The sequence below is a fragment of the Novosphingobium sp. NFX11 genome (assembly GCF_057376415.1).
The window spans coordinates 648,015-672,666 of record NZ_CP080385.1 but is presented as its reverse complement, the minus strand read 5'-3'; the positions used below and the strand labels follow the sequence as shown (position 1 = coordinate 672,666).

Below are 24,652 nucleotides of genomic sequence, written 5' to 3'. Positions count from 1 at the left end.
GACTCCACCTGATAAGCGGCGAGTAATCTTATTACGGCGGCATCGATGACCTGATGGCCGCCGCGGTTCCGAAGTCCAAAGCACTGCTCGCTGACAACGGTTACGATGGCAACCGTTTCCGTGAAGACCTGCTCCTGCCCGCCATTCCGCGGCGTTTGAACCGCAAGGCGCCAGAGCATCCCGACTATCGCCGCTACTGCAATCGCAACCGGATCGAGCGCATGTTCGGTTTTCTCGAACACCAGCGCCGCATCGCCACCCGCTTCGAGAAAACCCCGCTTTCCTACCTCGGCTCCTCAACCTTGTTCCAGCAAGGCGGCTGAAGCATTTTGTCAACGCGACCTATAAATACTGAACGGCAGGTCTGGGGGCGGCATCTGGCATGCTGTACGGCTTGCAGGGGCGCGTAAAAACCAATCGTCGCGTATGGTATCGCGCTAGCGGTAACCGGCCAAGACCGGCGACCCGCCTGCGTCTAGTCGAGGAACGCGCGCATGATGCGTGAACGGCTTGGATGCTTGAGCTTGCGTAGCGCTTTCGCTTCGATCTGGCGGATACGCTCGCGGGTCACCGAGAACTGCTGTCCAACCTCCTCCAGCGTGTGATCGGTCGGCATGCCGATGCCGAAGCGCATGCGCAGCACACGTTCCTCGCGAGGCGTCAGCGACGCCAGCGTGCGAGTGATCATTTCCTTCAGGTTGGCCTGGATCGCTGCGTCCACCGGGATGACGGCGTTCTCGTCCTGAATGAAGTTGCCGAGGCTGCTGTCTTCCTCGTCGCCGATCGGCGTTTCGAGGGAGATCGGCTCCTTGGCAATCTTGAGAACCCGCTTCACCTTTTCGAGCGGCATCGACAGTTTCTCGGCCATTTCCTCGGGCGTGGGCTCGCGGCCCTGGTCATGGAGGAACTGACGGCTGGTGCGTACCAGCTTGTTGATCGTCTCGATCATGTGGACCGGGATACGGATCGTGCGAGCCTGATCCGCGATCGAACGCGTGATTGCTTGTCTGATCCACCAAGTCGCATAAGTCGAGAACTTGTAGCCGCGGCGGTACTGAAACTTGTCGACCGCCTTCATCAGGCCGATGTTGCCTTCCTGGATGAGATCCAGGAACTGCAAGCCGCGGTTCGTGTACTTCTTGGCGATCGAGATCACCAGACGCAGGTTCGCCTCGACCATTTCCTTCTTGGCGATGCGCGCTTCACGCTCCGCCTTCTGCACCATGTTCACGATGCGGCGGAACTCGGGCAGCGCCATGCCGGTGGCGGTGGCGATGTCCGAGACTTCCAGACGGATGCGCTCGGCAGGCTCAGCCTCGTTTTCCGCGAAGGCAGCCCACTTCTTGTCCTTCCTGGCCACTTCGGCGACCCATGTGTCGTCCAATTCCCGGCCCGTGTAGGCTTCGAGGAAGTCGGCGCGCTTCACCTTGTGACGCTCGGCCAAACGCAACATCTGGCCACCCAGCGTCGTCAGGCGACGGTTGAAGGAGTAGAGGTTGTCGACCAGATACTCGATCTTGCTCGCGTGGAACTGCACTGCCTCCACCTGCGCGGTGAGATCCTCCCGCAGTTGCAGATACTGGTCTTCTTTCTCGCCCGGGAAATCAATGCCAAGCGCCAGCGCGTCGAGCCGGTCGCTTTGAAGACGTTCAAAGGTGCGGAACAGTTCGGTGATGAGCGCGAATTTCTCCAGCGCTTCCGGTGTGAGGGCCGCTTCCATCTGGCCGAGGGAGAGGGTGTTGTCCTCTTCATCGTCCTCGACCTTGCGCTTGGGGATCGGGTTGCCGTCCTCGTCGACTTCCTCCGAGTTGTCCTCGCCGGAATCGTCATCGTCCTTGAAAGAAGGACCGGCCGTGGCAGCGGAAATCTCGCCGTCGGCTTCACCGTCCTCACCCAGGTTTTCCGGTTGCGGCTCCTTGGAGAGCATGGCGTCGAGATCGAGAATCTCGCGAAGTTGCATGTCGCCATTGTTGAGCGCTTCGGACCAACCGATGATCGCATGGAAGGTCATGGGGCTTTCGCAAAGCCCCATGATCATCATGTCGCGGCCAGCTTCGATGCGCTTGGCGATGGCGGCCTCGCCCTCGCGGCTGAGCATCTCGGCGGCGCCCATTTCCTGCAGGTACATCCGTACCGGGTCATCGGAACGCCCGAGCGTGTCCGCCTTGCGGGTTTCGCCGGGGCGGCGCCGGGAATTGCCTTCGTCGAACTCGGAATCCGAACCCGAATCGTCATCGCGGCCATCGACGGCCTCCACGCCCTCTTCCTGCTCACCCTCTTCATCGTCATCATCATCGTTCTCGACGATCTTGACGCCCATTTCCGAGATCGCGGCCATGATGTCCTCGATCTGGTCGGTGGTCATCTGGTCTTGCGGCAGCGCGGCATTCAACTCCTTGACCGTGATGACGCCCTGGCTCTTGGCGCGCGCGATGAACCGCTGGACCGAACCTTTGTCCAGGTCGAGAAGAGGGAGTCGTTGTCACCGCTGCGATCGTCGTTCGTCATGTAATCCGTTGTCGTTTTATTGGCCTTTGCGTGACGGTCGTGCCGCCAGGACAAGGTCAGGTTTGAGGCTGCTAAGGGGCAGCCTTTCAAGCAAGAATTGAACTACCGCTGGTCCGGGGCTCAAGTAATGTGTCCGGTCATCAGTTCCAGAAGAAAGCTGATCCCCCGCAGCAGGACGTGTTGTGCGTACGCCTGAAGGGTACTCATTCGTACCCTTGCAGGTATCTGGCCGAAGGCGGGCTGGATCAGCGCCTTCGGCATAAAGCGCGTGTCTTTCCGTTACCGATCGCAATGCGACAGAGGAAAGCCGGAGCAGAGGCCATGGCCACCTGTGGCAGCCATGGCCAAGTCCGTCAGCGCTGGACCAGATTCACGGCAGATGCCTTGCCGCGACGATCGATCTCGATCTCGAATTCGAGCTGATCGCCTTCCGAAAGACCATGCAAACCGGAACGCTCGACGGCGCTGATATGCACGAAAGCGTCAGGCTGGCCGTCATCGCGCACGATGAAGCCGAAGCCCTTGGAGCCGTTGAAGAACTTGACCGTGCCGGTGGCCTTTTCACCAGTCGATTGGCGCGGAGCGGGAGCGGCGGCACGTTCGCGACGTTCAGCAACGATGACCTCACCGACAATAGTCAGTTCGGATGCGGAAACCTTGCCATTGCGCTCGACCAGCTGGAATTCCAGCTGCTGGCCTTCGGCCAGCGTCTCGAGGCCGGCAGACTGCACGGCGCTGATGTGCACGAATGCGTCGTCGCCGCCACCTTCAAGCTGGATGAAGCCGAAACCCTTGTCGGGGTTGAAAAACTTGACCGTTCCACGACCCTGCCCGACGACCTGGCCCGGCCCGCCACGCGAACCACCGCCGCCGCCAAAACCACCACCGCGCGATCCGCCGAAGCCACCACGCTGGCCGCCGCCGAACCGATCACCGCCACCGCCGAAGCGATCACCGCCGCCGCCGCCGAACCGATCGTTGCCACCACCCCAACGATCATCACCACCGCCGAACCGATCACGACCATAGCCGCGATTTCCCTTGTCGAATGTCATCTTTTAAGTACCTTAAGCTACGTCTGACGAAACCTATCCTCGCGAGTCAACGTAGCACGCAAGGCCGCAGAATCCTTCTCAGGATGCAGGGATATAAGGCTATAGCAGCGCCGTAGCTTCTTGGCGACCAGAGTTCTGCATAAGGCCAGATCCCCGGGTCGCCGCATTCCATCGCTTCGTTCACGACATGATTCACGACGGTGTCGGCGCCAAGTCCGATCTTTCCTGCTTGCCGTTGCGCCTCGTTCGGATCTCTAACCTGCCAGTCCGCAATCAGACATTTTATGAATAGGGGGTAAAAGTAGATGGTTTGTAAATTGGCAACAGAAATTTGCGGGCGATTAATCGTGATGGGTCGAGAAAGGCAGTAGAAAATTTATGTGATAATATTCTAGGAGAGAGCTAAAATGATGAATTCCATGCCGGGCGCGCATGTTTTAGTTGTGTGAATATGGCTGGCGAGCTGCCTCAAACCGCCGATTCAAAACGCTGGTTTGTCATCGCTTGGCCTGCCGGCAACAATCGGGAAGCGTTTTTTCGACGCGGGTCCTATTAGATGCAGCGATGTTAGGATCGACGGCCCGTCGCGAGAGTGGGTAAGACCTCCCGATAGCAGACGCCATGTGGCTTATCGATTCTGTCAGGAGCGCGGATCGAACATTGCGTATCAGATTCGACGTAGAACCGTCGCTGCTGGCGATTCCGCTGGGATCGTTCGAGCATTCCTACTTCGCCAAGCCCGTCGTGTCGTTCGACGAGGAGCGAAGGCATGAATGGGTTGTTTTGGAGGCATCTGAGCACCACAACCGAGCCAGGTTCGGTTTCTTGTCAGGAGCAGACCGTCTGCGCCTGAGAATGGAATATTGGCTACCGAACGGTAGTGACGGGGCGACCACAGAAACGGCAGCAACGCGCCGGCCCATCGCATCCGTGCACGGTTCACGCTGCTCGTCCAGGAAGCAACTTACCAAACGAGTGCCTCACGCCATTGACGGCTTCCGGGCGTGGAGCCGAACGAGGTCGATGAACGCACGCAATTTGGCAGGAACATGGCGACGGCCGGAATAGTATAGGCAAAGCGGCGCCTCCTGCGGCATCCAGTCCACCAGCATCTGGATCAGTTGCCCGTCCTTGATGAGCGGCGTAATGGTCTGCTCAGCCAGATAGCCCCACCCCATCCCGGCGAGCGTGGCATCGAGCATCAACCCACTATCGTCGAGGATCAATCGACTGGGCACGTCGAGTTCGAGGCGTTCGTAATCGCTCTACCTTGCCGCCATTGCTTTCTGGTGATGAATGGCGATTCAACCTAGATCGGGTGAGGCTCGCGAATATGGGCGATGCTTTCATACATCGGAATGTCAGCGGCGCTGATCTTAGAGAAGCAGAAGCTGGTTCTCGCTGTCCATTAGCGAATGAACGCTTTCGGTGGCCATCGCCGATGAGCCGCGGATCCCGGCTGCGACGAACTTTGCGATCGCGATTCGAAGGTTTGCTGCCAGCGCACCGTAAATCACGATTTTGTCTCGAAAGACACCGGATGTCTTGGCCATGGCGCTAATTCTTTTTGGTTGAACCATTGCCGACATCGTCACGCGGCTTGCCGTTGGAAGTGCGCTGGGCGCTTGCATTTGCTCCCGCAAGAACAGGGCCGCAAGCGGTTGACTTCGCATCACCGGGGTCGACGAATGCCAGCAATCCGGCAACTGGGGTGGCAAGCAAGGCAAGGCCAAGTCCGGCCCCGGCACGGCCGACAAGTTGCGGGCTGATCACCTGCAGTTTCGGTTCCGAGAAATGACCACCCAGGCCAACGGGAGACTGGCCGGAGAACAGGCTGAACTTCTTGCCGTCGGCACGGAAAGCCATGTCTACCGTCTCGGTCGCGAAACTGAAGCCCCCGCGGCCGATCACCACGTTCTTGCTGGTGTCGATCAGGATCGGGTCGGCCGCGGCGGTTCCACCTCGGACGGTGAAGGCCAGCAGGCCGCAATTGACCTCGATCGGTTTCTTCAGTTTGCCCTGAAACATCTTGGAGACGAAGGTTCCGAGGTCCAGTTCGGCGAGTTGCGCATTCTGCGTCCACAGCGTACCCTGCGGCATGACAAAGGCGATCCGGCCCGATGACGTCGCCAGCAGATCGTGGATCGTGTCACCTCTTCCGTCCAGTTCGATCCTGCCGCGAATAGTGCCGGTAGTACCGGAATCGGCGAGACCATAACCCGCCAGCAGGCGGCCCATCGGCGTCGAGGCCAGACGGATATCGTAACGGATCGCGGAGGGCCGCTGGCGGGTGTCGATCACGAAGTCCGAGGCCACGTCGCCGCGCGCCATGGAGAATGTCAGCGGCGACAGCGCCAGTCGCCCCCTGTCCAGCGACAGTTTCAGCGCGATGTTCGAGACGGGCACGTTCTTCGATCGGACCACGCCGATTTTCCAGTCGAGACCGGCATCGAAGCGTTGCATCATCGCAACCGGCAGTTCTGCGTCGGGAAGGATGCGGCGGGCTCCTGCTCCTGTCTGCGCAGCGGCAGCCATCGCGCCCTGCGAAGCTACGACATCGGGGTTGTAACCGATAAATGGGGCCGCATCGACAATGTCGAGGCGCCGGGTTTCCAGCGCGGCGTCCAGCCTCAGTCGCTGCGCATTGGTCACGGTGAAGCGGCCCGACAGGTCGGATTGGCCAAAAGTTCCCGTCATCCCTGTGAAACGATAGGTCTGCGCGTCCTTCACAAGCTGCGCCTCGAGCGCATAGCGGCGTGTCTGCGGAATGACGACATCAATCACCGCCATTAGGTCGGACAAGTCCCGCCCTTTGGCCGCGACTTTCAAGGGAACGTCCTCGAACTCTGTGAGGGCGGGCAGGGTGCCGGAAACGTCGATGACGCTATTGGCCGCCCATGCGCGCGCCTGTAGTCGGTTCTCTGCTCCGGAAAGACTGGCATCGGGGGACAGCAGTTCAGCCGTCAGGCGAAATGGCGTAGTGCGAAAAGTGCCGCTGCCTTTCAGCCCCACTGCCTTGCCGATCCGCGTATCCGTAGCCGCGATCGGATCAATGGTGAGGTTGGCGAGGAGCGGCATCTGCGGGTCGATGTAATGGATCTGCGTGCCGGTAATGTTGGCCCTGTCGATGCGTGGCATTTCGAAAGGCTTGCCTTCCCCGCTCGTTGCGAAAGTCCAGGTATTGCGCCTGTGGCCGGCATCCCATTCCAGATTGATGACGCCCCGATCGAGATCGAGTGCATAGACATGGCGATGCCCCAAAAGCAGCGAAAGCGGGGCGATCCTGGCTTCGATGCGCCGGGCGGCGAAAAGGGTGTTTTCCTTTGCCCATTGCGGGTTGGATACGGCCAACTCCTCGGCCACGAACTTGATCCGCAGCGGGGCGAAATAGAGCTGGAAGTTGCCGCCGACCTTGACCGTGCGATCGCTTAGCGAACTGGCGATGCTTTCGAAAGGGTGTCTGAGGAACCGGCCCTTGGTTATGAACAGAAGCAACCAGACAGCGAAGATCGCGGTGAGAATGGCAAGCAGGACATTCCGCGCGATGCTCCAGCGCCGCCGTCGTCTGGCGAAAGATATCGTCGCAGGCGGTTGAGATGCGGCTGGCGGTTCCATAAGGTCCACATCGCTTGAGCGTGGGTTTTGGTTTCAGGTGTTACCGTCGCCGGGACGGCTTCACGGCAGGGCTTAGGCGATTACCTGGTCTCCGATCGGCGTTTCCATGAAGTGATGCCCGCCCGGCGCAATGACCCAGCCGCCGACCGCGCATGGTGAATAGCGATAGCTGCGTAATGTTCCGGGGCTAGGCCTTGTTTTGGCGACCAAGATCGGGCGCACGGCATTGCTCGGTTCAGTCTGCGGCCTCTCGGTCAATGCTCATGTCGAGCGAATCCAGCCGCCAGTTTCCAGTTCGACCGTCCGCGTAATGCGAATTCGATCCAAAAATCGTCGATCGTGACTGACCACGATTAACGCGCCATCGTAGGCCATCAATCCGGCTTCGATCGCAGCGATCGATTCGAGGTCGAGATGGTTCGTCGGCTCGTCGAGGATAAGGAGCGGCGGCGGAGCAGGGTTGCCCAAGATGCAGGCAAGGCCGGCGCGCAGGATCTGCCCTCCGCTCAGGGCGTGGACGGCCTTGTCGGCTGCTGCTGCCCTGAAGCCGAAACGAGCCAGCGCCGCGCGACATGCATTATTGTCCACCCCTCGTTTAGTCGCGAGAAGTTCTCAGCGATGGTCTGTTCCTTGTGCAGGATGGTGGCCTGCTGATCGAGTAGCCTACGGGGAACGTGGCATTCCGCTCGGCCTGACGACGGGGTAAGTTCGCCGATGATGACCCGCAGCAAAGTCGATTTGCCGCTGCCATTCGCTCCGGTTATCGCAACCCGTTCGGGTCCGACGATGCGCAGTGACATGTCGCGTAATATCGATGCCCCATCCTCGTATCCTGCGGAGACATGCTCGAGCGTAAGAACATCGCGAGACGGGTTAAGGCCTGTCGTCGCGATCTGAACCGAGATGGGCTGGAATATTTCGATCCGCGCCCTTGCCCGTTTCACAGCGAGTTCCGCCTCGCTGCGCTGCCGTTCGGCGAAGCGTCTGTTTTCTCCGCCGCTGTTTTCCGCCTGCTCGCGGCGGGCCCCGAGCAGGATACGCGGCATGCCGCCACGACCGGCCTGGCGATTTCCCGCTGCATCGCGCCGCTGCTGACGCTCTGCGGTTATTTGCGTCTTGCGGGTCACTTGCGCCCGATGGTGCTCGGCCGATGCGAGATCATGCTCGGCGGCAGCGAGTTCAACGGCCTTGCGTGCGCAGTAATCACTCCAGTTGCCACCATAACGCGCGGCCCCCAGCGAGGTAAGTTCGATGATCGAGTCCATGGCGTCGAGCAATTCGCGGTCATGGCTCACGACGATGGCGCCTGCACGCCAGTGCGCCAGCATATCGATGACGGCCGCTCTGCCCTCTGCGTCAAGGTTGTTCGTCGGCTCATCAAGCAGCAGAAAATCCGGCTGGGTGAAATGCAATCCCGCCAGCGCCGCGCGTGTCCTCTGTCCGCCCGACAGGCAGCCGAGCGGCGTATCGAGCGGTATCGGCAGCCCTAGGCAGGCCAGTGCGTCGGCTGCGCGGGTTTCCACGGTCCAGTCGGCCTCGACCAGTTCGTCCAACGTCGCGGTGCCGGCTTCGGCGCCGCGAAGAACCGCGAGTGCATCGGCGATTCCGAGCAGATGCGCCACGGTGCCGTCGGCCGATGCCTGTACAGCCTGCCGTAGCAATCCCACTGTGCCCTGAACGCGAACGGTTCCTCTGGACGGCGACAGGTCGCCGCAGATGAGGCTCAGCAGCGTCGATTTGCCAATGCCGTTGCGTCCGACAAGGCCGGCGCGTTCCTTGCTGAAATCGAGGGTCAGGTCATCAAGAACGCGGCGGCCGTCAGGCGCGGGCCAGGTGAGTTTGGAAATGGAAATGGAGGCAGGCATGAACACAGGTTTCCTTGGCGGCAAGGCGGGTAGGCGATGCGGTCAGGGACAAGTTCATGATTACACACTCCGTCAGGGGTGCAGTGGATATAGTCGCTGCGGGCACCGATCGCAATCGACTGATTCGATGACGATCAATCCTGGCGAACAGGAGTTTACCCTCCTGCAAAGTCGCTGTAAGGCGCAGCGCTCGAAGGGTGGGGAAACTCCGTTCTTCGAACATGATCGCGCCGGTGCCCCTGACGGGGCTTAATCGGGAATGCGGTGCGGGGGCTTGCTCCCAAATCCGCGGCTGTCCCTGCAACTGTAAGCGGGTAGCGCGATGCACTCGCCCTTTCGAGGGGCAGCCACTGGGCCTTAAAGGTCCGGGAAGGCGTGCATCAAGCTGTGACCCGCGAGCCAGGAGACCTGCCGGCGCACTGGTCGCTCTTGCCTTGGTCCAGGGGATGGTCACGGCACGGTTGTTCTTCCGTCTGGGCGACGAAGCGGTGCGGCTGGGGCTGCACGCGCGCGTGTCGCCGGGCGCCTGTTGCGCCCGCCCGTCGGCCCGCGTCGGTCGGCCGTGGCCGGTAAGCCCCATCCTCAGGTTCGGCCCGGCGCGCGGGGTGGGATGGCTGTGAGCCTGCAGGAAGAGGGCGTGATACGGGGCTGGTGCCCCGACGCCTGGCGTCCGATGATGGCCGGAGATGGACTGCTGGTGCGGGTCAAGCCGCACCTCGGCCGGATGAGCTCCGCCCAGGCGGTTGCCTTGGGCGAGGCCGCGCTGGCCTATGGCAATGGCCTGATCGACCTGACGCGGCGTGCCAACTTCCAGATTCGCGGGGTGGGCGAGCCGCACTGGCCGGTCCTGCTGGAGCATCTGTGCGCGCTCGGTCTCGTCGATGGTGACGGCGAGCGGGAGAGCCACCGCAACATCCTCGCTGCACCGGACTGGCGTGCGGGCGACGACACCGCGCGCATCGCCGACGAGCTGCGCGACCGGTTGGCGGGATTTCCGCAGCTGCCGGGCAAGGTCGGCTTTGTCATCGATGCGGGCGAGGTGCCGGTACTGGCGCGCGAACCGGGAGATTTCCGGATCGAACGCACGCTCGATGGCCCGCTGATGCTGCGCGCCGACGGGCGGGCCGAGGGCGTGAAGCTGACGGTCGGCGGCGAGGTCGATGCCTTGCTGGCGCTCGCGCGGTGGTTCGTCGAAAGCGGCGGCGCGAAGGCGCGGCGGATGGCCCGGCACCACGCTCCGCTGCCCGCCTGGGCCCGCGATGGTGCCCGGCCCGCCCCGCCTCAGCCGCCCATCGCGCCCGGCCGGTGGCGGGACGGGATCGCCTGTGGTTTGCCGTTCGGGCGCATCGAGGCGAAGACATTGCTGGACCTGATGCGAAGCCCCGGCGTCACCGGAGTGCGCCTGACGCCCTGGCGCGTGCTGCTCGTCGAAGGGGGCTGCTCGACCGATGTTCCCGGTCTCGTGACCGATCCCGCCGATCCGCTGCTGCGGGTGGATGCCTGCCCCGGTGCCCCCGCTTGCCCGCAGGCCAGCGTGGAAACCCGCGATCTGGCCCGGCGGCTTGCCCCCTCGTGCCGGGCCGTCTGCATGTGTCCGGGTGCGCCAAGGGCTGCGCCTCTTCGCTGCCCGCCGACGTGACCGTGACCGGCCGCGGCGGACGCTACGACCTTGTCTTCGGGGCCCGCGCCGATGCGCAGCCGCTGTGCCGAGGGCTGGACAGCGCCGACATTCTCGCCCGCCTTGGAGCTTCCTGATGCCGCATGCCTACGAGAAGGACGGCGCCGCGATCTATCGCCAGTCCTTCGCTATCATCCGCGCCGAGGCCGATCTCGTGCGCTTCGGGGCCGAGGAGGAGCCGGTCGCGGTGCGCATGATCCATGCGGCGGGCATGGTGGGCCTCGAAGCGCATATCCGCTTCTCGCACGGTTTCGCGGCGGCAGCGCGCGATGCGCTGGTCGCCGGTGCGCCGATCCTGTGCGATGCGCGCATGGTGTCCGAGGGCGTGACCCGCGCGCGCCTGCCCGCAGACAACCGGGTGATCTGCACCCTCAACGACAGCCAGGTACCGGACCTCGCCCGTACCATGGGCAATACCCGCTCCGCCGCCGCGCTGGAGCTGTGGCGGCCGCATCTGGCAGGTGCGGTGGTGGCGATCGGCAACGCCCCCACGGCGCTGTTCCACCTCCTCGACATGCTGCAGGACCCGGCCTGCCCGCGCCCGGCGGCGATCATCGGCTGTCCGGTGGGCTTTGTGGGAGCGGCCGAGTCCAAGGACGCGCTGTGGGAGGCGGCGCCGGTCCCCTGCTGCATCGTCGAGGGGCGCCTCGGCGGCAGTGCCATCACGGTGGCGGCCATCAACGCCCTTGCGAGCCGCGCCGAATGAGCGCGCCGGATCATGGCACGATCCATGGCGTCGGCCTTGGCCCCGGCGCAGCCGACCTCATGAGCGTGCGTGCGGACCGGCTGGTGCGCGGCACGCGGCAGATCGCCTATTTCCGCAAGAAGGGCCGCGCCGGCCACGCCCGGCGCATCGCGCAGGACCTGCTGCGCGCCGATGCGGTCGAGATCGCGATGGAATATCCGGTGACCACCGAAATCCCGCTGTCCGATCCGGGCTACAACGCCTGCCTCTCCGAGTTCTACGCCGGATGCACCGAGCGGCTGCTGGACGCCACCCGCACCGGCGAGGATGTGGTGGTGCTGTGCGAGGGTGATCCGTTCTTCTACGGGTCGTTCATGCACCTCCACAGCCGCCTTGCGGGCCAAGCGCCTGTGGAGGTCGTGCCCGGCATCACCGGCATGGCGGGTGCATGGAACGCCACCGGCCTGCCGATCACGTGGGGGGATGACGTGCTGACGGTGGCGATGGCCACTCTGCCCGAAGCGGAGCTGGCGCGGCGCATCCGCGATACCGACGCGCTGGTGGTCATGAAGATCGGCCGCAACCTGCCCAAGCTGCGCCGCGCCGTGGCCGCAGCCGGGCGCGAGGATGCCGCATGGCTGGTCGAGCACGCCGCCATGCCGGGCCAGAAGGTGACCCGGCTGGTCGATGCCGAGCAGGTCGCGCCCTACTTCTCGATCCTGCTCATTCACGGACAGGGGCGTCGACCGTGAGCGGGGCCATGACCACAGGATGGGTTGCGGTTGCCGGGCTGGGGCCGGGCAGCGAGGCACTCGTCACGCCCGAAGTCACCGCTGCGCTGGCCGAGGCGACCGACGTGGTCGGCTACATTCCCTATGTTGCGCGCGTGGCGCCTCGGCCGGGGCTGACGCTGCATCCTTCCGACAACCGCGTGGAACTGGACCGGGCGGCCTTGGCGCTCGACCTTGCGGCGCAGGGGCGCAGGGTGGTCGTCGTGTCATCGGGCGATCCCGGAGTCTTCGCGATGGCCTCCGCGCTGTTCGAGACGCTGGAGGCAGGGCCGGTTTCATGGCGCGGTCTCGACATACGCGTGCTGCCGGGGATTACCGCCATGCTCGCCGCCGCGGCACGGGCAGGCGCGCCGCTCGGGCATGATTTCTGCGCGATCAACCTGTCCGACAACCTTAAGCCGTGGAACGTCATCGAGAAGCGCCTGCAGCTGGCGGCGGAGGCGGACTTCGCCATGGCGTTCTACAACCCGCGATCCAGGGCGCGGCCCGAAGGGTTCGCCAGAGTGCTGGAAGTGCTGCGCGATGCCTGCGGCGACGAGCGGCTGGTCCTGTTCGCCCGCGCGGTATCGACCCCGGAGGAAAGCCTGAGGATCGTGCCGCTCGGACAGGCGAGTGCGGAAATGGCTGACATGCGCACCGTGGTGATCGTCGGATCGAGCCGGACGCGGGTGATCGAGCGGCCGGGAGGACCGACCCTTTACACCCCGCGCTCGGTTTCCGGGGATGCGGCGTGAGCGATCCAGTCGAGTACGTCCTCGGGCCGATGGAACTCGGTGCGGGTCGGGAGCGCCGGGCGCTCGATCATCAGCACCGGCAGGCCGAGATCGCGCGCGGCGACAAGTTTCGCCTTGGCGCCGCTGCCGCCCGCGTTCTTGCAGACCACGAGGTCGATCGCATGGTCGCGCAGCAGCCGGGTGTCGTCTTCGACGCTGAAGGGGCCGCGATCGATGACCAGCGTGTGATGGGGCAAGGCGGACGGCTGGTCCGGCGCATCGACGAAGCGCAGCAGGTAGTGATGCTGCGGGCGGGCGGCGAAAGCCTCCACATGCATGCGGCCCAGTGCAAGCATGATCCGGCGCGGCGGGCCGCCAAGGGCATCGACGGCAGCGGCGATGTCGGGAGCAGGGCGCCAGTCGTCTCCGGCTACCGGTTCCCATGCCGGACGGGTGAGCGCGAAGAGAGTTACGCCTGCGATGCGGGCCGCTTCCACCGCGTTCGCGCTCATCGTTGCGGCGAAGGGATGGGTGGCGTCCACCAGATGAGTAACGCAGTTTGCGCGCAAGTAGGCGGCGAGCCCGGACACGCCGCCGAAGCCGCCGATGCGCGTGGGGATCGGCTGCGGGCGCGGGTTTTCGGTGCGTCCGGCATAGCTGAGCATTGCGGTCATGCCGGACGCCGCCAGCAGGCGGGCAAGCGCGCTCGCTTCGGTGGTTCCGCCCAGCAGCAGGATGTTCGGCATGGCTGACAGCATCGCTTCCCCCTGGTTGACGATCGTGGGCATCGGCGAGGATGCGGCGGACGGACTGAGCGCGGCAAACCGCGCGGCACTGGAACAGGCGCAACTGGTGATGGGCGCCGCCCGCCACCTCGCGCTGCTGCCGGGGCTTAGTGCGCCGAGCCGCGAATGGCCAGTTCCCTTCGCCGACGGCATCCCGCTGCTGCTGGCGGAGCGCGGGCGCAAGGTGGTAGTGCTGGTCTCCGGCGATCCGTTCTGGTTCGGCGCGGGGAGCAGTGTGACTCGCGATCTTGCTCCGGGCGAATGGATCGCGCACCCGGCGCCTTCCACGTTCGGGCTGGCGGCGGCGCGGCTGGGCTGGGCGCTGCAGGACTGCACCTGCCTTGGTCTTCACGCCGCGCCGGTGCAGCGCCTGCGGCCTCACCTTGCCAAAGGGCGGCACATACTGGTGCTCGTGCGTGATGGCGAAGCGGTGGCTGGGCTGGCCGCGTATCTGGTCGAGCGTGGTTTCGGCGCTTCTACGCTGCATGTGCTGGAAGCATTGGGCGGGCCGCGCGAACGGGTGCGCAGCGTCGAAGCACAGGCGCTGGGCTTCGACGATATCCGGCATCCGGTAGCGGTGGGGATCGAGGTCGCCGGCGTGGGTGACGCCTTGCCCGCGACCAGCGGCTTGCCTGACGATCTGTTCGATCACGACGGCCAGATCACCAAGAGCCCGCTGCGGGCCCTGACGCTCAGCGCCCTCGCGCCGCGTCCCGGCGAGCGCTTGTGGGACATCGGGGGCGGCTCGGGCTCGGTCTCGATCGAATGGTTGCTGGCGCATCCGGCCAACACCGCCTGCGCCGTCGAGGCCGATCCGAGCCGCGCCGGTCGGGCGAGGGCGAACGCGCTGGCGCTGGGCGTGGACCGGCTGGAACTCGTCCTCGGCCGCGCGCCTCAGGTCTTGCCTGACGGCCGCCCGCCGGATGCCGTGTTCATCGGTGGAGGACTATCTGACGGATTTCTCGACGCCTTGTGGCAGCGGCTTCCCACAGGCACCCGGCTGGTAGCCAATGCTGTGACGCTGGAGTCCGAAGCCTTGCTCGCCCGCTGGCAGGGCGAGCAAGGCGGCACGCTGATGCGCATCGAACTTGCGGATGCGGCACCGCTCGGCACCCGGCGCGGCTGGCGTTCGCGCTATCCGGTGGTGCAGTGGAGCGTAGTGCTGTGATCGTGGCGGGCTTCGGTTTTCGCAAGGACGCCAGCGTGTTTTCGCTGATTTCCGCGTATCAGCTGGCGCGCGAGGGGCGCCGCCCGTCACGCATCTGGCCGCTCCGGCCGACAAGGCGGAACTGCTCGCCGAACTGGCGAACCTGCTGGACCTGCCCCTGATCGCCGTACCGCCCGGCCGGCTGGCGCAAGTGTCTACGTGCACCGCCTCCACCGCCGCGCAAGCTGCAAGAGGCGTCGGTAGCGTCGCCGAGGCCAGTGCACTTGCCGCTTTCGACGACGATGCCGCCACGCTCGCAGGCCCCCGCCACATTTCACGCGACCGCATGGCGACTTGCGCCATAGCCCTGGGAGTTTCCGCATGACCGTTCACTTCATCGGCGCCGGCCCCGGCGCGCCCGACCTTCTGACCCTGCGCGGCCGCGATCTGATCGCGGCGAGCCCGGTGTGCCTCTATGCCGGGTCGCTGGTGCCCGCAGAGGTGCTGGACCACTGCCCGCCCGGCGCGCGCATCGTCAACACCGCGCCGATGGACCTCGATGCCATCATCGCCGAGATCGCCGAGGCCCATGCCGCCGGGCAGGACGTCGCGCGGCTCCATTCGGGCGACGTGTCGGTCTGGTCGGCGATGGGTGAGCAACTGCGCCGCCTGCGCGCGCTGGACATTCCCTTCACCGTCACCCCGGGCGTTCCGGCCTTCGCGGCCGCTGCCGCCGCGCTGGAGGCCGAACTCACTCTGCCCGCGCTGGCGCAGTCGCTGGTGCTGACCCGCACGCCCGGCCGCGCGAGCACGATGCCGCCCGCCGAAAGCCTGACCAATTTTGCCGCGACGGGAGCGACGCTGGCGATCCACCTGTCGATCCACAACCTCGAAAGGGTCGTGGCCGACCTTGCCCCGGTCTACGGCGCCGATTGCCCGGTCGCGGTCGTATGGCGGGCGAGCTGGCCCGACCAGCGCATCGTGCGCGCCACGCTGGATACGATCGAAGACGCCGTTGCCGGGAGCATGGAGCGCACCGCGCTGATCCTCGTCGGCCGGGTGCTCGCTGCCGAGGACTTCGGGGAAAGCAGCCTCTACGCCCGCGGCTACGACCGCCGCTTCCGGCCGCAGACCGCAGACTCCCGCTACGCCGGATCTGCCAAGTGATCCATCTCGATCTCATCGGCATCGGCACGGGCAATCCCGATCACCTGACCGTCCAGGCGATGCGCGCGATGAACCAGGCCGACCTGATCCTGCTGCCGCGCAAGGGCAGCGCCAAGTCGGGGTTGCTCGACGTACGCCGGACCATCTGCGACGCCGTGCTGACGCAGCCGGTGCGCGTGGTCGAGTTCGACCTCCCGACCCGCGATGCCGGGGGCGACTACATCGATGGCGTGCAGTCCTGGCACGGCGCGATCGCCGCCGCATGGGCCGCGCAGATCGCCAAGCACCTGCCCGAAGGAGGCAGGCTTGCCCTGCTGGTCTGGGGCGACCCCTCGCTCTATGACAGCACCTTGCGGATCGCTGGGCAACTGATCGGAGGCGGGATGGCCATCGAGGTGCGCGTGGTGCCCGGCATCTCCAGCCTCCATGCGCTGACCGCCGCACATGCGATCCCGCTCAACCGGCTGGCGGACGCGGTGACGATCACGACCGGACGGCTGCTGCGCATGCATGGCTGGCCGCCCGGCGCGGGAACGGTGGTGGTCATGCTGGACGAGGGCGGTGCCTTCGAGGCGCTGGATGCGCAAGGCATCGACATCTGGTGGGGCGCCTACCTCGGCATGCCCGGCGAAGCACTCGTCGCCGGGCGCCTTGCCGAAGTGGCGGAGACGATCATCGATCTGCGTTCGGCGCTGCGACGGGAGCATGGCTGGATCATGGACGTCTACCTCATGCGCAAGTCGCACGGGACCGCCGACGATCGATCAGGGCTCAGCCAAGTGCGACGTTGACGATCCTGGGCTGGGTGAAGTCCTCCATGCCCTCGATGCCCTGCTGACGACCGATCCCGGACTGTTTTGCGCCGCCGAAGGGCACGTCGAAGGGCAGTTCCAGGTGCTTGTTGACCCACACCGTTCCGCTTTCGATGCGTGAAGCGACCGCGATGCCGCGATCGATGTTAGAGGTCCACACCGTCCCGCCGAGGCCGTACTCGCTGTCGTTAGCCCGCCCGATCGCATCTTCCAGGTCGTCATAACCCAGCACCGGGAGCACCGGGCCGAACTGCTCCTCGCGCACGAGGCGGGCATCGTCGGGCAGGTCGCGCACGATGGTCGGCGCGATGAAGTAGCCGTCGCCTGCAAGCGCTTTCCCACCGGCGACGATGGTGCCCTGCGCTCGTGCGTCCTCGATGAAGCCCAGCACCTTCTCGAACTGGGCACGGTTCTGGATCGGCCCGATCGTTGTGCCCTGTTCGAGCCCATCGCCGACGACGGCCTCTCCGGCGAGCCTGACAAGCTCGGCGCATAGCGCATCGATCATCGAATTGGGGACGTAGACCCGCTTCACGGCAAGGCAGATCTGCCCCGCATTGGTGGTCGCGCCGCCGAATATCCGAGGTGCGACCTTGGCGATGTCCGCATCGTCGAGAATGATCGCCGCGTCATTGCCGCCCAGTTCCAGTGTGAACCGCTTGAGCGTATCGGCTGCGCTGCCCAGCACTTTCCTGCCGGTGGGCGTGGAGCCGGTGAAGCTGATATGCGCAACGTCGGGATGCCGGCTGAGCAGGGCGCCAAGGTCGTTCTGGTCGACCAGCGTCTGGAAGACGCCGGGCGGAAGAATGCCGGCGGCGACCTCGCCCAGCAGCAAGGTGGTGAGCGGCGTGGTCGGCGCCGGCTTGGCGATAACGGTATTGCCGGTGATGAGGGCCGGGGCGAGCTTCACCATCAGCAGCAGCAAGGGGTAGTTCCACGGCGTGATCGCGGCTACCACGCCCAGCGGATAACGCTGCTCGATGATGCGTTCCGTCGGCGTCTCGCGCAGGACACGCGGCTCGAGGGTGAGCGGCGCGTAGTACGTCAGCGCGGCGACGGCGCCGAGAACCTCCTGCCTTGCCTCCTTCAGCGGCTTTCCCTGTTCCTGGGTGAGCAGCCGCGCGAAGTCGTCGACCCGCAGCCTGATCGCATCGGCAAGTTCGTGGAGGCAGCGGCTTCTTTCGGCGAACCCCAGTGCGGCCCAGCCCGGAAACGCGCGCTTCGCGGCGGCGATCGCCTGCAACGCCTGTCCCTCGTCCGCGCGGGGGCGGACGCGAAGGCGCGGCCGCTTGCCGGGTTCACGACCTCGATGCTGGATGCACCGTCGATCAGTGCGCCATCGATCAATAGTTCGTAAGGCATGGTTGCGCGCTTTCCTTCGGTGATGCGAGACATGGCTCAGACCGGATCGCTGATTACCCGCTATTCGGGATTTGGCTAGAGGTCGCCTTGTTGGGGGATGCACCAAAAAGTAACCACAATGGTCTAGCTTCCGTTCATGCGCATTGCGACGATCACCAACTGGGCCTATGGCGCGACCGTCTGCCTTACCATCGTGGCGGGCATCACGATGGTTCTGGCTTCCAGCGCCGACAAGGTCGAGCGCGCGGCGGTGCGTCAGCGCGACCTGTTCGACCAGTTGACCTTCGAGGTCGAGAACGACCTTGCCGAACTGACCGATCAGGCTCGCCTCGCGACGGTGACCGACGACCCCAGCCATGCCATCGCCTACGAGCGCACGCGGGCCTCGCTCGGCTCGGTTGAACAGCGCCTCGCGAGGCTGAAGGACGGCGGCGCCAGCGAACAGGAACTGCGCTCGTTGGCGGAGGGTCTCCGCTGGGCTACGACGCTGGAGGACGAGCAGCAGGCCGCGATCGCCGCCAGCCGTCGCGGCGAGAGCGCCACTGCGCGGGCGATCGTCTTCGGACCGGAGTACGAGCGCGAACTGGAGCGTGTGCGCTTCCTGATCGGCCGCTTCCGCTACATGCTCGACCAGCGATCGGACAATGCGATCGAACAGGCGAGCCAGGCCTCGCAGCGGCTGCGCTCGGTGTCCGAGGCCATGGTCGCGATCACGGCCGCTCTGTTCCTGCTGGTTTTGGGCTTCATCCTGAAGCGACGCATCCTGCGTCCGGTCATGACGCTGAGCGACGTGGTCAACCGCCTTGCCGACCAGGACTACACCGTGGAAACCCCGGCGTTCTCGCAAGTCGACGAGATCGGCGACATGGCGCAGGCGATCCGCATCTTCCGGGAGAACGGGCTGGAGCGCCAGCGGCTGGAGCGCGAGCGCGATGCCGACTGGGCCGTGCGGGACCTGCTGGCGCGCATGACACAGCGCTTGCAGGGGTGCGAGAGCGTTTCCGACCTCTTCGCCGTGGTGCGCCTGTTCGCCCCCAAGATCGCGCCGACGCTGGCGGGACGGCTCTATACGCTGGACAACCGCATGAAGCTGATGGTCTGTGCCGCCGAGTGGCGCGGGGCCAAAGATCAAGGAGTCAAAGATCAAGGGGTGGGGAGCGCGGGCCGCAGGGCACCGACGCGGCGTTCGGCCCGGACGATTGCTGGGCGCTGCGGCGCGGTCAAATCCATGCGCCCGGCGGCGAGATGCTCGACGTGCCTTGCCGCCACGTTGTTCCGTCTGCGGCGCGGGCGACCATCTGCGTGCCGCTGACCGCGCAGGGCGAAACGATCGGCCTGCTGGTGCTGGAGAACCTGGCGGCCGACCATGGGCCGGACGATTCCACCGGCGTCTACATCGAACTGATGTCCGAGACCGTCGGGCTCGCGCTTGCCAACCTGAACCTTCGAGACGTGCTCCACCAAAAGGCGCTGTTCGACCCGCTGACGGGTTTGCGCAACCGGCATGAACTGGACGATGCCCTACGCCGGCTGGTCGCCACCGCCGATGCGGCAGGTACGCCGATCGCCTGCCTGATGATGGACATCGACCACTTCAAGGGCCTCAACGACCGCTTCGGTCACGATGCCGGGGACTTCGTCATCCGCACCGTCGCGGCTGTCTTCGCCGGTGGTGCGCGAGATGACGATCTGGCGCTTCGCTATGGCGGCGAGGAATTCCTCATGCTGATGCCGGGGGCTGACGAGGCACTGGCGCTGGAGCGGGCCGAGCGTATCCGCGAGCGGGTGGCGGGCCTCGATCTCACGCAGGAGGGGCAGCCTCTCGGACAGGTCACCGTCTCGCTGGGGCTGGCCGTCTATCCCCATCATGGACCGATCCAGGCATTGATCACCACTGCCGACGCAGCGCTTCTTCGTGCGAAGGAAGGCGGCCGCGACCGCGTCGTCGTAGCCACCCAGCGCAACCGTGTCGGCGGTATCTCGCCTGCTGTCGCAATCTGAAGCCCCTTTTTCGCATTAGCCTTCGTTCAGGACGAAGGCACGGCTTCGCATCATCCGGATTGTGCGGGGCGCCCGGCATCCTCATAGCCGTGCCATGACCGCAGATTTTCTCCTCATCGGATCGGGCCTGCTGGCGGGGGCGATGAACGCGCTGGCGGGCGGCGGTTCGTTCGTTTCCCTGCCGGCGTTGATGGCGGCGGGTGTGCCGCCCGTGACGGCGAATGCCTCCAGCAGCCTGGCGCTCTATCCGGGCGGGGCGGTCAGTGCCTGGGTCTATCGGGACGGGCTGGGGCCGATCGCGGGCGTCTCGCTGCGCTGGATGGCGGCGGTATCGGTCGTTGGCGGGCTGGCGGGAGGGGTGCTGCTGCTGGTGACGCCGCAGGCGCTGTTTCTCCAGGCACTGCCATGGCTTTTGCTCGCCGCGACCATGGCGCTGGCCTTCGGGCGGCGCATCATGTCCGCGATCCACGGCTGGAGCGGCGCGGGTCGCGGCCTGATCCTGACCGGGCAGTTCATCCTCGGCATCTACGGCGGCTATTTCGGCGGCGCCGTGGGCATCATGATGATGGCGTTCTGGAGCTTTGTGACGCCCGATGACCTCAAGCGCCTGCAAGGGCCGCGCACCGTGCTGGTCACGGCGGCGAACACATCTGCCGTCCTGCTGTTCGCAGCCATGGGCGTGGTTGGCTGGCGCGAGGTTCTGATCCTCGCCCCAGCCGCGGCGGCAGGCGGCTATCTGGGCGCGTTGCTGGGGGTTCGTCTGCCTTCCGGCGTCGTGCGGGCCTTGACGCTGATCCTGGCGGTCTGCGTGACTGCCGCGTTTTTCGTGAAAGCCTACGGCTAGAACCACGGAGGCTGGGCGCTATGCCGCCGTCAGTTCGAAAGTCGCGATGCGGATGGTGAAGCTGCCGTCCTCCCGGATGGCGAAGGCATCGCGCACCGCTTCCGATGCTTCGGTCTGCAGCGCCCGGATCGCGGTGACGAGGGGCGCCGGGGTCTTCATCCGCTCGACCCATGCGGCGAACTCCATCGGCAGGGAATGCGTGGAAACGCGGAGGGTATCGAACCCGGCGCGGCTCAGTGCGGCCGACCATTCCTCGATCCGGTAGTCGCGAACATGGCTGCGGTCGCGCAGCAGTTCCACCGCCTGCAGGTGCGTGTCGAGCATCGGATGGCCGGGGGAAACTACGTCGATGAAGATCGCGGGCGCCCCGGCTTTCAGAACGCGCCGCGCTTCGCGCAAACCGGCGTCGAGGTCCTGCCAGTGATGCGCGCTCATGCGGCAGGCCGCGGCGTCGAATTCGCCGTCGGCGAAAGGCAGCGATTCCGCTGCGGCCTGCCGGGTACTAATGTTGACGATACCGCGCCGCCGCGCTTCGCCAGTCACCGCATCGAGCATCGACGGGGAAAGGTCGCAGGCGATGACCTCGCCGACGTTTGGTGCAATCGTATAGGAGACGTGACCGCCCCCGCAGCCGAGATCAAGGACCTTTGCGGCCGACCAGGCTTGCGAGACATGCGCCAGTCGCTCAAGGTCAGGGCCGCTGGAGTGTGCGGTGCTGGAGACGTAGGCCTGCGCCTGTCCGCCGAACTGCCGGTCGACGATCGCGTTGTGCTCGCTTTGCATGGTGGTTCTCTTTCCTGTCCTGTGTGACGTTGCTGCCCGACCTGTGGTCCGTCCCGCAGCATGCGACAATGCGGGATATGCGATGCCAGCCTTCGCTGTTAACGAAGGCACATGCGTTTCGACCTTACCGACCTTCGCCTCTTCATCGCCGTAGTGGAGGCAGGCAGCATCTCCGGTGGCGCCAATCTTGCGCACATGGCGCTGGCTTCGGCGAGCGCGCGGATCAGCGGCATGGAGGCCGTGCTCGGAACCTCGCTGTTGGAGCGCGGCCGGCGTGGTGTGGTGCCCACACCTGCGGGACGCACTTTGTTGGCGCATGCCCGCATCGTGACGGCGCAGATCGAGCGCATGCGGGGTGATCTCGGCGTTTTCGCATCGGGCCTCAAGGGGCACATCCGCATGCTTTCGAATACGGCTGCGCTTGTCGAACTGCTTCCCGCCGCCGTGCGGGTGTTCCTGATTGCGCATCCCGACGTGGATGTCGACATCGAGGAGCGTACGAGTGCAGATATCGTTGCTGCCGTCGCGGAAGGGAGGGCCGAATTCGGGCTGATCGCGAACTCGGCCGATACGGCTGGGTTGGAGACGGTGACGGTCGCAGAGGACAGGCTGGTCGTCCTTTTTCCATCCCAGCATCCCCTTGCGAGCAGTTCGTCGATGCGTTTTGCCGAACTGCTAGACCAGCCTTTCGTTGGCCTGAGCGCCGGGGCGTTGCATTCGCATCTGGCGGATCAGGCCGCGAAACTTGGCCGCAGGATTGGCTACCGGGTGCGCTTGCGCAGCTTCGAGAGCGTGGCCCGGCTTGTGGAAGCCGGCGTCGGAATAGGCATTCTACCGCTCGCGGCAGCCGAACGTGTTCGTTCCGGCGGGTTGACGATCGTGCCGCTGGCGGATCGTTGGGCACGCCGCCATCTGGTGCTTTGTGCGGCCGACTTTACCGCGCTCAGCCGCCACGCGGCCGCGCTTGTCGATGAAATCGTCAGGCAGGGCGAAGCCGTGTCGCAGCACCCATGAAGCATTTGGCTCCGGGGCTTCTCAAAGCTCGTGGGCGTGTCCGAGCGAGGCGAGAATGTCCCGGCGCAAGGATTGCAGGGCTGGATTGTCGCGGCGACGGGGATAGGGCTCCTCGACCGCCACCTCGCGCACGATCCGGGCGGGGCGGGGGCTGAACACGACGATCCGCTGGGCCAGCAGCAGGGCTTCCTCGACATCGTGGGTGACCAGCAGCACGGTGAACCCGGCATCGCGCCACAGGCGCAGGATTTCGGTCTGCAGGGTCATGCGGGTCAGCGAATCCAGCTTGCCGAAAGGCTCGTCCAGCAGCAGCAGGCGCGGGTCGTTCACCAGCACGCGGGCGAGCGCCGCGCGCTGCGCCATGCCGCCGGAAAGCTCGCTCGGCAGGGCCTGCTCGAAGCCTCCGAGGCCGACGAGGCGCAAGGTCCGGTCGGTCCGCGCGGCGGCTTGCTGCGGGTCCACGCCCTGCGCCTCGAGGCCCAGCGCGACATTGCCGCGCACGCTGCGCCATGGATATAGCGTCGGGTCCTGGAACACGAGCAGCCGCGACGGATCGGGGCCGACGATGCGGACCTTGTCGGCGCCCAGCTTGCCCTCGGAGGGCGCCTCCAGCCCCGCCAGCAGGCGCAGAAGCGTGGATTTTCCGCAGCCGCTGGGGCCGAGCAGGGCGACGAATTCGCCCGGCTCAATGTCGAGGGTGACGTCGTCCAGCACCGGCAGCGGGCCGCCGGGCGTGTCGAAAGCGTGGTGAACGCCGCGCACCTGTACGGACAGGCCGGTGGTCGCGGGGGAATGGACCAGAGTTACCATCGAACGATTGCCTTCTGCCAGGCGAGCACGCGGTCGCGAACGGTGAAGAGGAGGGCGATGAGGCTGGAGAACAACAGCGCCATCACGATCAGCGCGCCGTAGAGGTTGGCATAGGCCGCCCACCCTTGCGCCCACTGCAGATACCAGCCGAGCCCGGCCTTGACGCCCATCATCTCGGCCACGATCAGCACTGCGAACGATGCGCCGAGGCCCATGAAAAGGCCAACGAAAACGTCCGGGAGCGCGGCCGGGATCGCCACTTTGAGGATCAGGAACCGCTCGCTCGCGCCCAGGGTCCGGGCGATGTCATAGTACGCCGCATTGACGCCCTTGACGCCTGAGGACGTCAGCACCGCGACCGGAAAGGCGGTCGCCAGCGCGATCAGGAAGGTGCTCGCGCTCTGCGATCCGGGGAACACGAAGAACGCCAGCGGCAGCCATGCGGTGGCGGGCAGCGGGCCGACGAAACGCAGGATCGGGTGGCCCCAGTAGCTCGCCTGTTTCCACCAGCCGATGGCGACGCCGTTGGCGAAACCGACCGCCCCGCCGATCGCATAGCCGGGCAGCAGCAGGAGCAGTGAACGGGCCGCGCTTTCGAGCAATCGGGCGCTGTCGTCGGTGTAGACTTCGAGGATCGACTGGGGCGGCGGGAAGAACGGAAGCGGCAGAATTGCGGTCTTTGCGGTCAGAATCTGCCACAGTGTAAGCAGCACCGCACCCGCGCCGAGCCAGCGATCCCACGGCCGGAGGGCCGCCAGTCGGCCGCGATTTCCGGCGAATGCTAGGAGGAACAGGGCGGCACCCAACGTGCACTCAACGGCACCCAGAAGCCCCGAACGGGACCATGGCGTGATATCCGGCCACGTCCAGGTGACCCCGGCGGCGGCGGCCCATGCCAGCGCCGCGACAATGCCGCCTCGCCACACCGGAGCGCGCGGGGAAGCCGGTTCGACGACCTCTTCACTGCGTCCGGCGAAGCGATCAGACGATAAGGCGAGGGCGCTGCTGCTCATGGCG

At 65.5% G+C, this 24,652-nt stretch carries 19 protein-coding genes, 4 pseudogenes and 1 riboswitch; of the genes and pseudogenes, 12 read left to right on the top strand and 11 right to left on the bottom strand.

What is annotated here, in order from left to right:
- The first annotated feature begins 53 nt into the window (after positions 1-53).
- The gene (locus tag KZO24_RS20815; RefSeq protein WP_271182209.1) at positions 54-323 is read left to right on the top strand and encodes a transposase; all 270 of its coding nucleotides are present in this window, start codon (positions 54-56) and stop codon (positions 321-323) included.
- A 152-nt stretch (positions 324-475) separates the two neighbouring features.
- Here the strand turns inward: KZO24_RS20815 and rpoD are convergent, their stop codons facing one another.
- The 6 genes and pseudogenes from rpoD to KZO24_RS20785 form a co-directional block, all read right to left on the bottom strand.
- On the bottom strand, positions 476-2,461 hold the full coding sequence (rpoD, locus tag KZO24_RS20810) for an RNA polymerase sigma factor RpoD (RefSeq protein WP_486487740.1): 1,986 nt from the start codon (positions 2,459-2,461) through the stop codon (positions 476-478).
- 400 nt (positions 2,462-2,861) lie between these two features.
- Positions 2,862-3,563, bottom strand: a complete 702-nt coding sequence (locus KZO24_RS20805) for a cold-shock protein (protein ID WP_271182207.1) — start codon at positions 3,561-3,563, stop codon at positions 2,862-2,864.
- A gap of 980 nt (positions 3,564-4,543) precedes the next feature.
- Complete coding sequence (locus KZO24_RS20800) at positions 4,544-4,801, bottom strand: LysR substrate-binding domain-containing protein (protein WP_271182206.1); 258 nt, start codon at positions 4,799-4,801, stop codon at positions 4,544-4,546.
- A 141-nt stretch (positions 4,802-4,942) separates the two neighbouring features.
- Positions 4,943-5,116, bottom strand: a pseudogene (locus KZO24_RS20795) (cation diffusion facilitator family transporter); the annotation flags it as partial.
- A gap of 4 nt (positions 5,117-5,120) precedes the next feature.
- A complete protein-coding gene (locus tag KZO24_RS20790) occupies positions 5,121-7,178 on the bottom strand; it encodes an AsmA family protein (RefSeq protein WP_486487635.1) in 2,058 nt (685 codons plus the stop codon).
- A 261-nt stretch (positions 7,179-7,439) separates the two neighbouring features.
- Positions 7,440-9,043 (bottom strand): annotated as a pseudogene (locus KZO24_RS20785) (ABC-F family ATP-binding cassette domain-containing protein).
- A 214-nt stretch (positions 9,044-9,257) separates the two neighbouring features.
- Positions 9,258-9,473: riboswitch (cobalamin riboswitch) on the top strand.
- Between the two features lie 186 nt (positions 9,474-9,659).
- On the opposite strand from KZO24_RS20785, the gene KZO24_RS20780 reads away from it, so the two are divergent.
- The 4 genes from KZO24_RS20780 (at position 9,660) to cobJ (ending at position 12,931) form a co-directional block, all read left to right on the top strand.
- Entirely contained in the window at positions 9,660-10,682 is a 1,023-nt protein-coding gene (locus KZO24_RS20780) for a cobalamin biosynthesis protein CobG (protein ID WP_486487634.1), read from the top strand.
- Between the two features lie 115 nt (positions 10,683-10,797).
- The gene (locus KZO24_RS20775) at positions 10,798-11,427 is read left to right on the top strand and encodes a precorrin-8X methylmutase (RefSeq protein WP_271182203.1); all 630 of its coding nucleotides are present in this window, start codon (positions 10,798-10,800) and stop codon (positions 11,425-11,427) included.
- Positions 11,424-12,158 carry a precorrin-2 C(20)-methyltransferase gene (gene cobI / locus KZO24_RS20770; protein WP_271182202.1) on the top strand — a complete coding sequence of 245 codons (735 nt, stop codon included), beginning with the start codon at positions 11,424-11,426 and terminating at the stop codon, positions 12,156-12,158. Before KZO24_RS20775 ends, cobI begins: the two co-directional genes overlap by 4 nt.
- An 8-nt stretch (positions 12,159-12,166) precedes the next feature.
- A complete protein-coding gene (gene cobJ / locus KZO24_RS20765; RefSeq protein WP_271182201.1) occupies positions 12,167-12,931 on the top strand; it encodes a precorrin-3B C(17)-methyltransferase in 765 nt (254 codons plus the stop codon).
- Here cobJ and KZO24_RS20760 read toward each other — a convergent pair.
- Entirely contained in the window at positions 12,895-13,656 is a 762-nt protein-coding gene (locus KZO24_RS20760; RefSeq protein ID WP_271182229.1) for a cobalt-precorrin-6A reductase, read from the bottom strand. The genes cobJ and KZO24_RS20760 overlap by 37 nt on opposite strands.
- Between KZO24_RS20760 and cbiE the strand changes: the two genes are divergently transcribed.
- The 4 genes from cbiE (at position 13,655) to cobF (ending at position 16,800) form a co-directional block, all read left to right on the top strand.
- Positions 13,655-14,863 carry a precorrin-6y C5,15-methyltransferase (decarboxylating) subunit CbiE gene (gene cbiE / locus KZO24_RS20755; RefSeq protein WP_271182200.1) on the top strand — a complete coding sequence of 403 codons (1,209 nt, stop codon included), beginning with the start codon at positions 13,655-13,657 and terminating at the stop codon, positions 14,861-14,863. The two genes, KZO24_RS20760 and cbiE, sit on opposite strands and share 2 nt — an antisense overlap.
- Before the next feature lie 94 nt (positions 14,864-14,957).
- Positions 14,958-15,227 (top strand): cobalamin biosynthesis protein, encoded by a 270-nt coding sequence (locus tag KZO24_RS20750; protein WP_486487739.1) that lies wholly within the window; start codon positions 14,958-14,960, stop codon positions 15,225-15,227.
- Positions 15,224-16,009 (top strand): precorrin-4 C(11)-methyltransferase, encoded by a 786-nt coding sequence (gene cobM, locus KZO24_RS20745; protein WP_271182198.1) that lies wholly within the window; start codon positions 15,224-15,226, stop codon positions 16,007-16,009. The genes KZO24_RS20750 and cobM overlap by 4 nt, the downstream gene beginning before the upstream one ends.
- A complete protein-coding gene (gene cobF / locus KZO24_RS20740; RefSeq protein ID WP_271182197.1) occupies positions 16,006-16,800 on the top strand; it encodes a precorrin-6A synthase (deacetylating) in 795 nt (264 codons plus the stop codon). The genes cobM and cobF overlap by 4 nt, the downstream gene beginning before the upstream one ends.
- On the opposite strand, the pseudogene KZO24_RS20735 reads toward cobF, so the two are convergent.
- A pseudogene (locus KZO24_RS20735) lies at positions 16,781-18,183 on the bottom strand (aldehyde dehydrogenase family protein). The gene cobF and the pseudogene KZO24_RS20735 sit on opposite strands and share 20 nt — an antisense overlap.
- A 136-nt stretch (positions 18,184-18,319) precedes the next feature.
- Between KZO24_RS20735 and KZO24_RS20730 the strand changes: the two are divergent.
- Both KZO24_RS20730 and KZO24_RS20725 read left to right on the top strand, forming a co-directional pair.
- Positions 18,320-20,184, top strand: a pseudogene (locus KZO24_RS20730) (GGDEF domain-containing protein).
- A 94-nt stretch (positions 20,185-20,278) separates the two neighbouring features.
- Complete coding sequence (locus tag KZO24_RS20725; RefSeq protein ID WP_271182194.1) at positions 20,279-21,028, top strand: sulfite exporter TauE/SafE family protein; 750 nt, start codon at positions 20,279-20,281, stop codon at positions 21,026-21,028.
- A gap of 18 nt (positions 21,029-21,046) precedes the next feature.
- On the opposite strand, the gene KZO24_RS20720 is transcribed toward KZO24_RS20725, so the two are convergent.
- The gene (locus tag KZO24_RS20720) at positions 21,047-21,811 is read right to left on the bottom strand and encodes a class I SAM-dependent methyltransferase (protein ID WP_271182193.1); all 765 of its coding nucleotides are present in this window, start codon (positions 21,809-21,811) and stop codon (positions 21,047-21,049) included.
- A 111-nt stretch (positions 21,812-21,922) separates the two neighbouring features.
- Here KZO24_RS20720 and KZO24_RS20715 point away from each other — a divergent pair, with 111 nt between their 5' ends.
- The gene (locus tag KZO24_RS20715) at positions 21,923-22,825 is read left to right on the top strand and encodes a LysR family transcriptional regulator (RefSeq protein ID WP_271182192.1); all 903 of its coding nucleotides are present in this window, start codon (positions 21,923-21,925) and stop codon (positions 22,823-22,825) included.
- A gap of 21 nt (positions 22,826-22,846) precedes the next feature.
- Here KZO24_RS20715 and KZO24_RS20710 read toward each other — a convergent pair whose 3' ends face one another.
- Positions 22,847-23,635, bottom strand: coding sequence for an ABC transporter ATP-binding protein (locus KZO24_RS20710; RefSeq protein ID WP_271182191.1), 789 nt, complete (start codon positions 23,633-23,635; stop codon positions 22,847-22,849).
- On the bottom strand, positions 23,629-24,648 hold the full coding sequence (locus KZO24_RS20705) for an ABC transporter permease (RefSeq protein ID WP_271182190.1): 1,020 nt from the start codon (positions 24,646-24,648) through the stop codon (positions 23,629-23,631). The genes KZO24_RS20710 and KZO24_RS20705 overlap by 7 nt, the downstream gene beginning before the upstream one ends.
- Positions 24,649-24,652: the final 4 nt, after the last annotated feature.

Coding starts and splice junctions, on each gene's coding strand:
- KZO24_RS20705 (WP_271182190.1), bottom strand. CDS start 24,648: ATGAGCAGCAGCGCCCTCGCCTTATCGTCTGATCGCTTCGCCGGACGC.
- KZO24_RS20760 (WP_271182229.1), bottom strand. CDS start 13,656: ATGCCGAACATCCTGCTGCTGGGCGGAACCACCGAAGCGAGCGCGCTT.
- KZO24_RS20790 (WP_486487635.1), bottom strand. CDS start 7,178: ATGGAACCGCCAGCCGCATCTCAACCGCCTGCGACGATATCTTTCGCC.
- KZO24_RS20725 (WP_271182194.1), top strand. CDS start 20,279: ATGACCGCAGATTTTCTCCTCATCGGATCGGGCCTGCTGGCGGGGGCG.
- cobJ (WP_271182201.1), top strand. CDS start 12,167: ATGACCACAGGATGGGTTGCGGTTGCCGGGCTGGGGCCGGGCAGCGAG.
- KZO24_RS20775 (WP_271182203.1), top strand. CDS start 10,798: ATGCCGCATGCCTACGAGAAGGACGGCGCCGCGATCTATCGCCAGTCC.
- cobI (WP_271182202.1), top strand. CDS start 11,424: ATGAGCGCGCCGGATCATGGCACGATCCATGGCGTCGGCCTTGGCCCC.
- KZO24_RS20805 (WP_271182207.1), bottom strand. CDS start 3,563: ATGACATTCGACAAGGGAAATCGCGGCTATGGTCGTGATCGGTTCGGC.
- KZO24_RS20715 (WP_271182192.1), top strand. CDS start 21,923: ATGCGTTTCGACCTTACCGACCTTCGCCTCTTCATCGCCGTAGTGGAG.
- KZO24_RS20720 (WP_271182193.1), bottom strand. CDS start 21,811: ATGCAAAGCGAGCACAACGCGATCGTCGACCGGCAGTTCGGCGGACAG.
- cobM (WP_271182198.1), top strand. CDS start 15,224: ATGACCGTTCACTTCATCGGCGCCGGCCCCGGCGCGCCCGACCTTCTG.
- KZO24_RS20710 (WP_271182191.1), bottom strand. CDS start 23,635: ATGGTAACTCTGGTCCATTCCCCCGCGACCACCGGCCTGTCCGTACAG.
- KZO24_RS20815 (WP_271182209.1), top strand. CDS start 54: ATGGCCGCCGCGGTTCCGAAGTCCAAAGCACTGCTCGCTGACAACGGT.
- cbiE (WP_271182200.1), top strand. CDS start 13,655: ATGGCTGACAGCATCGCTTCCCCCTGGTTGACGATCGTGGGCATCGGC.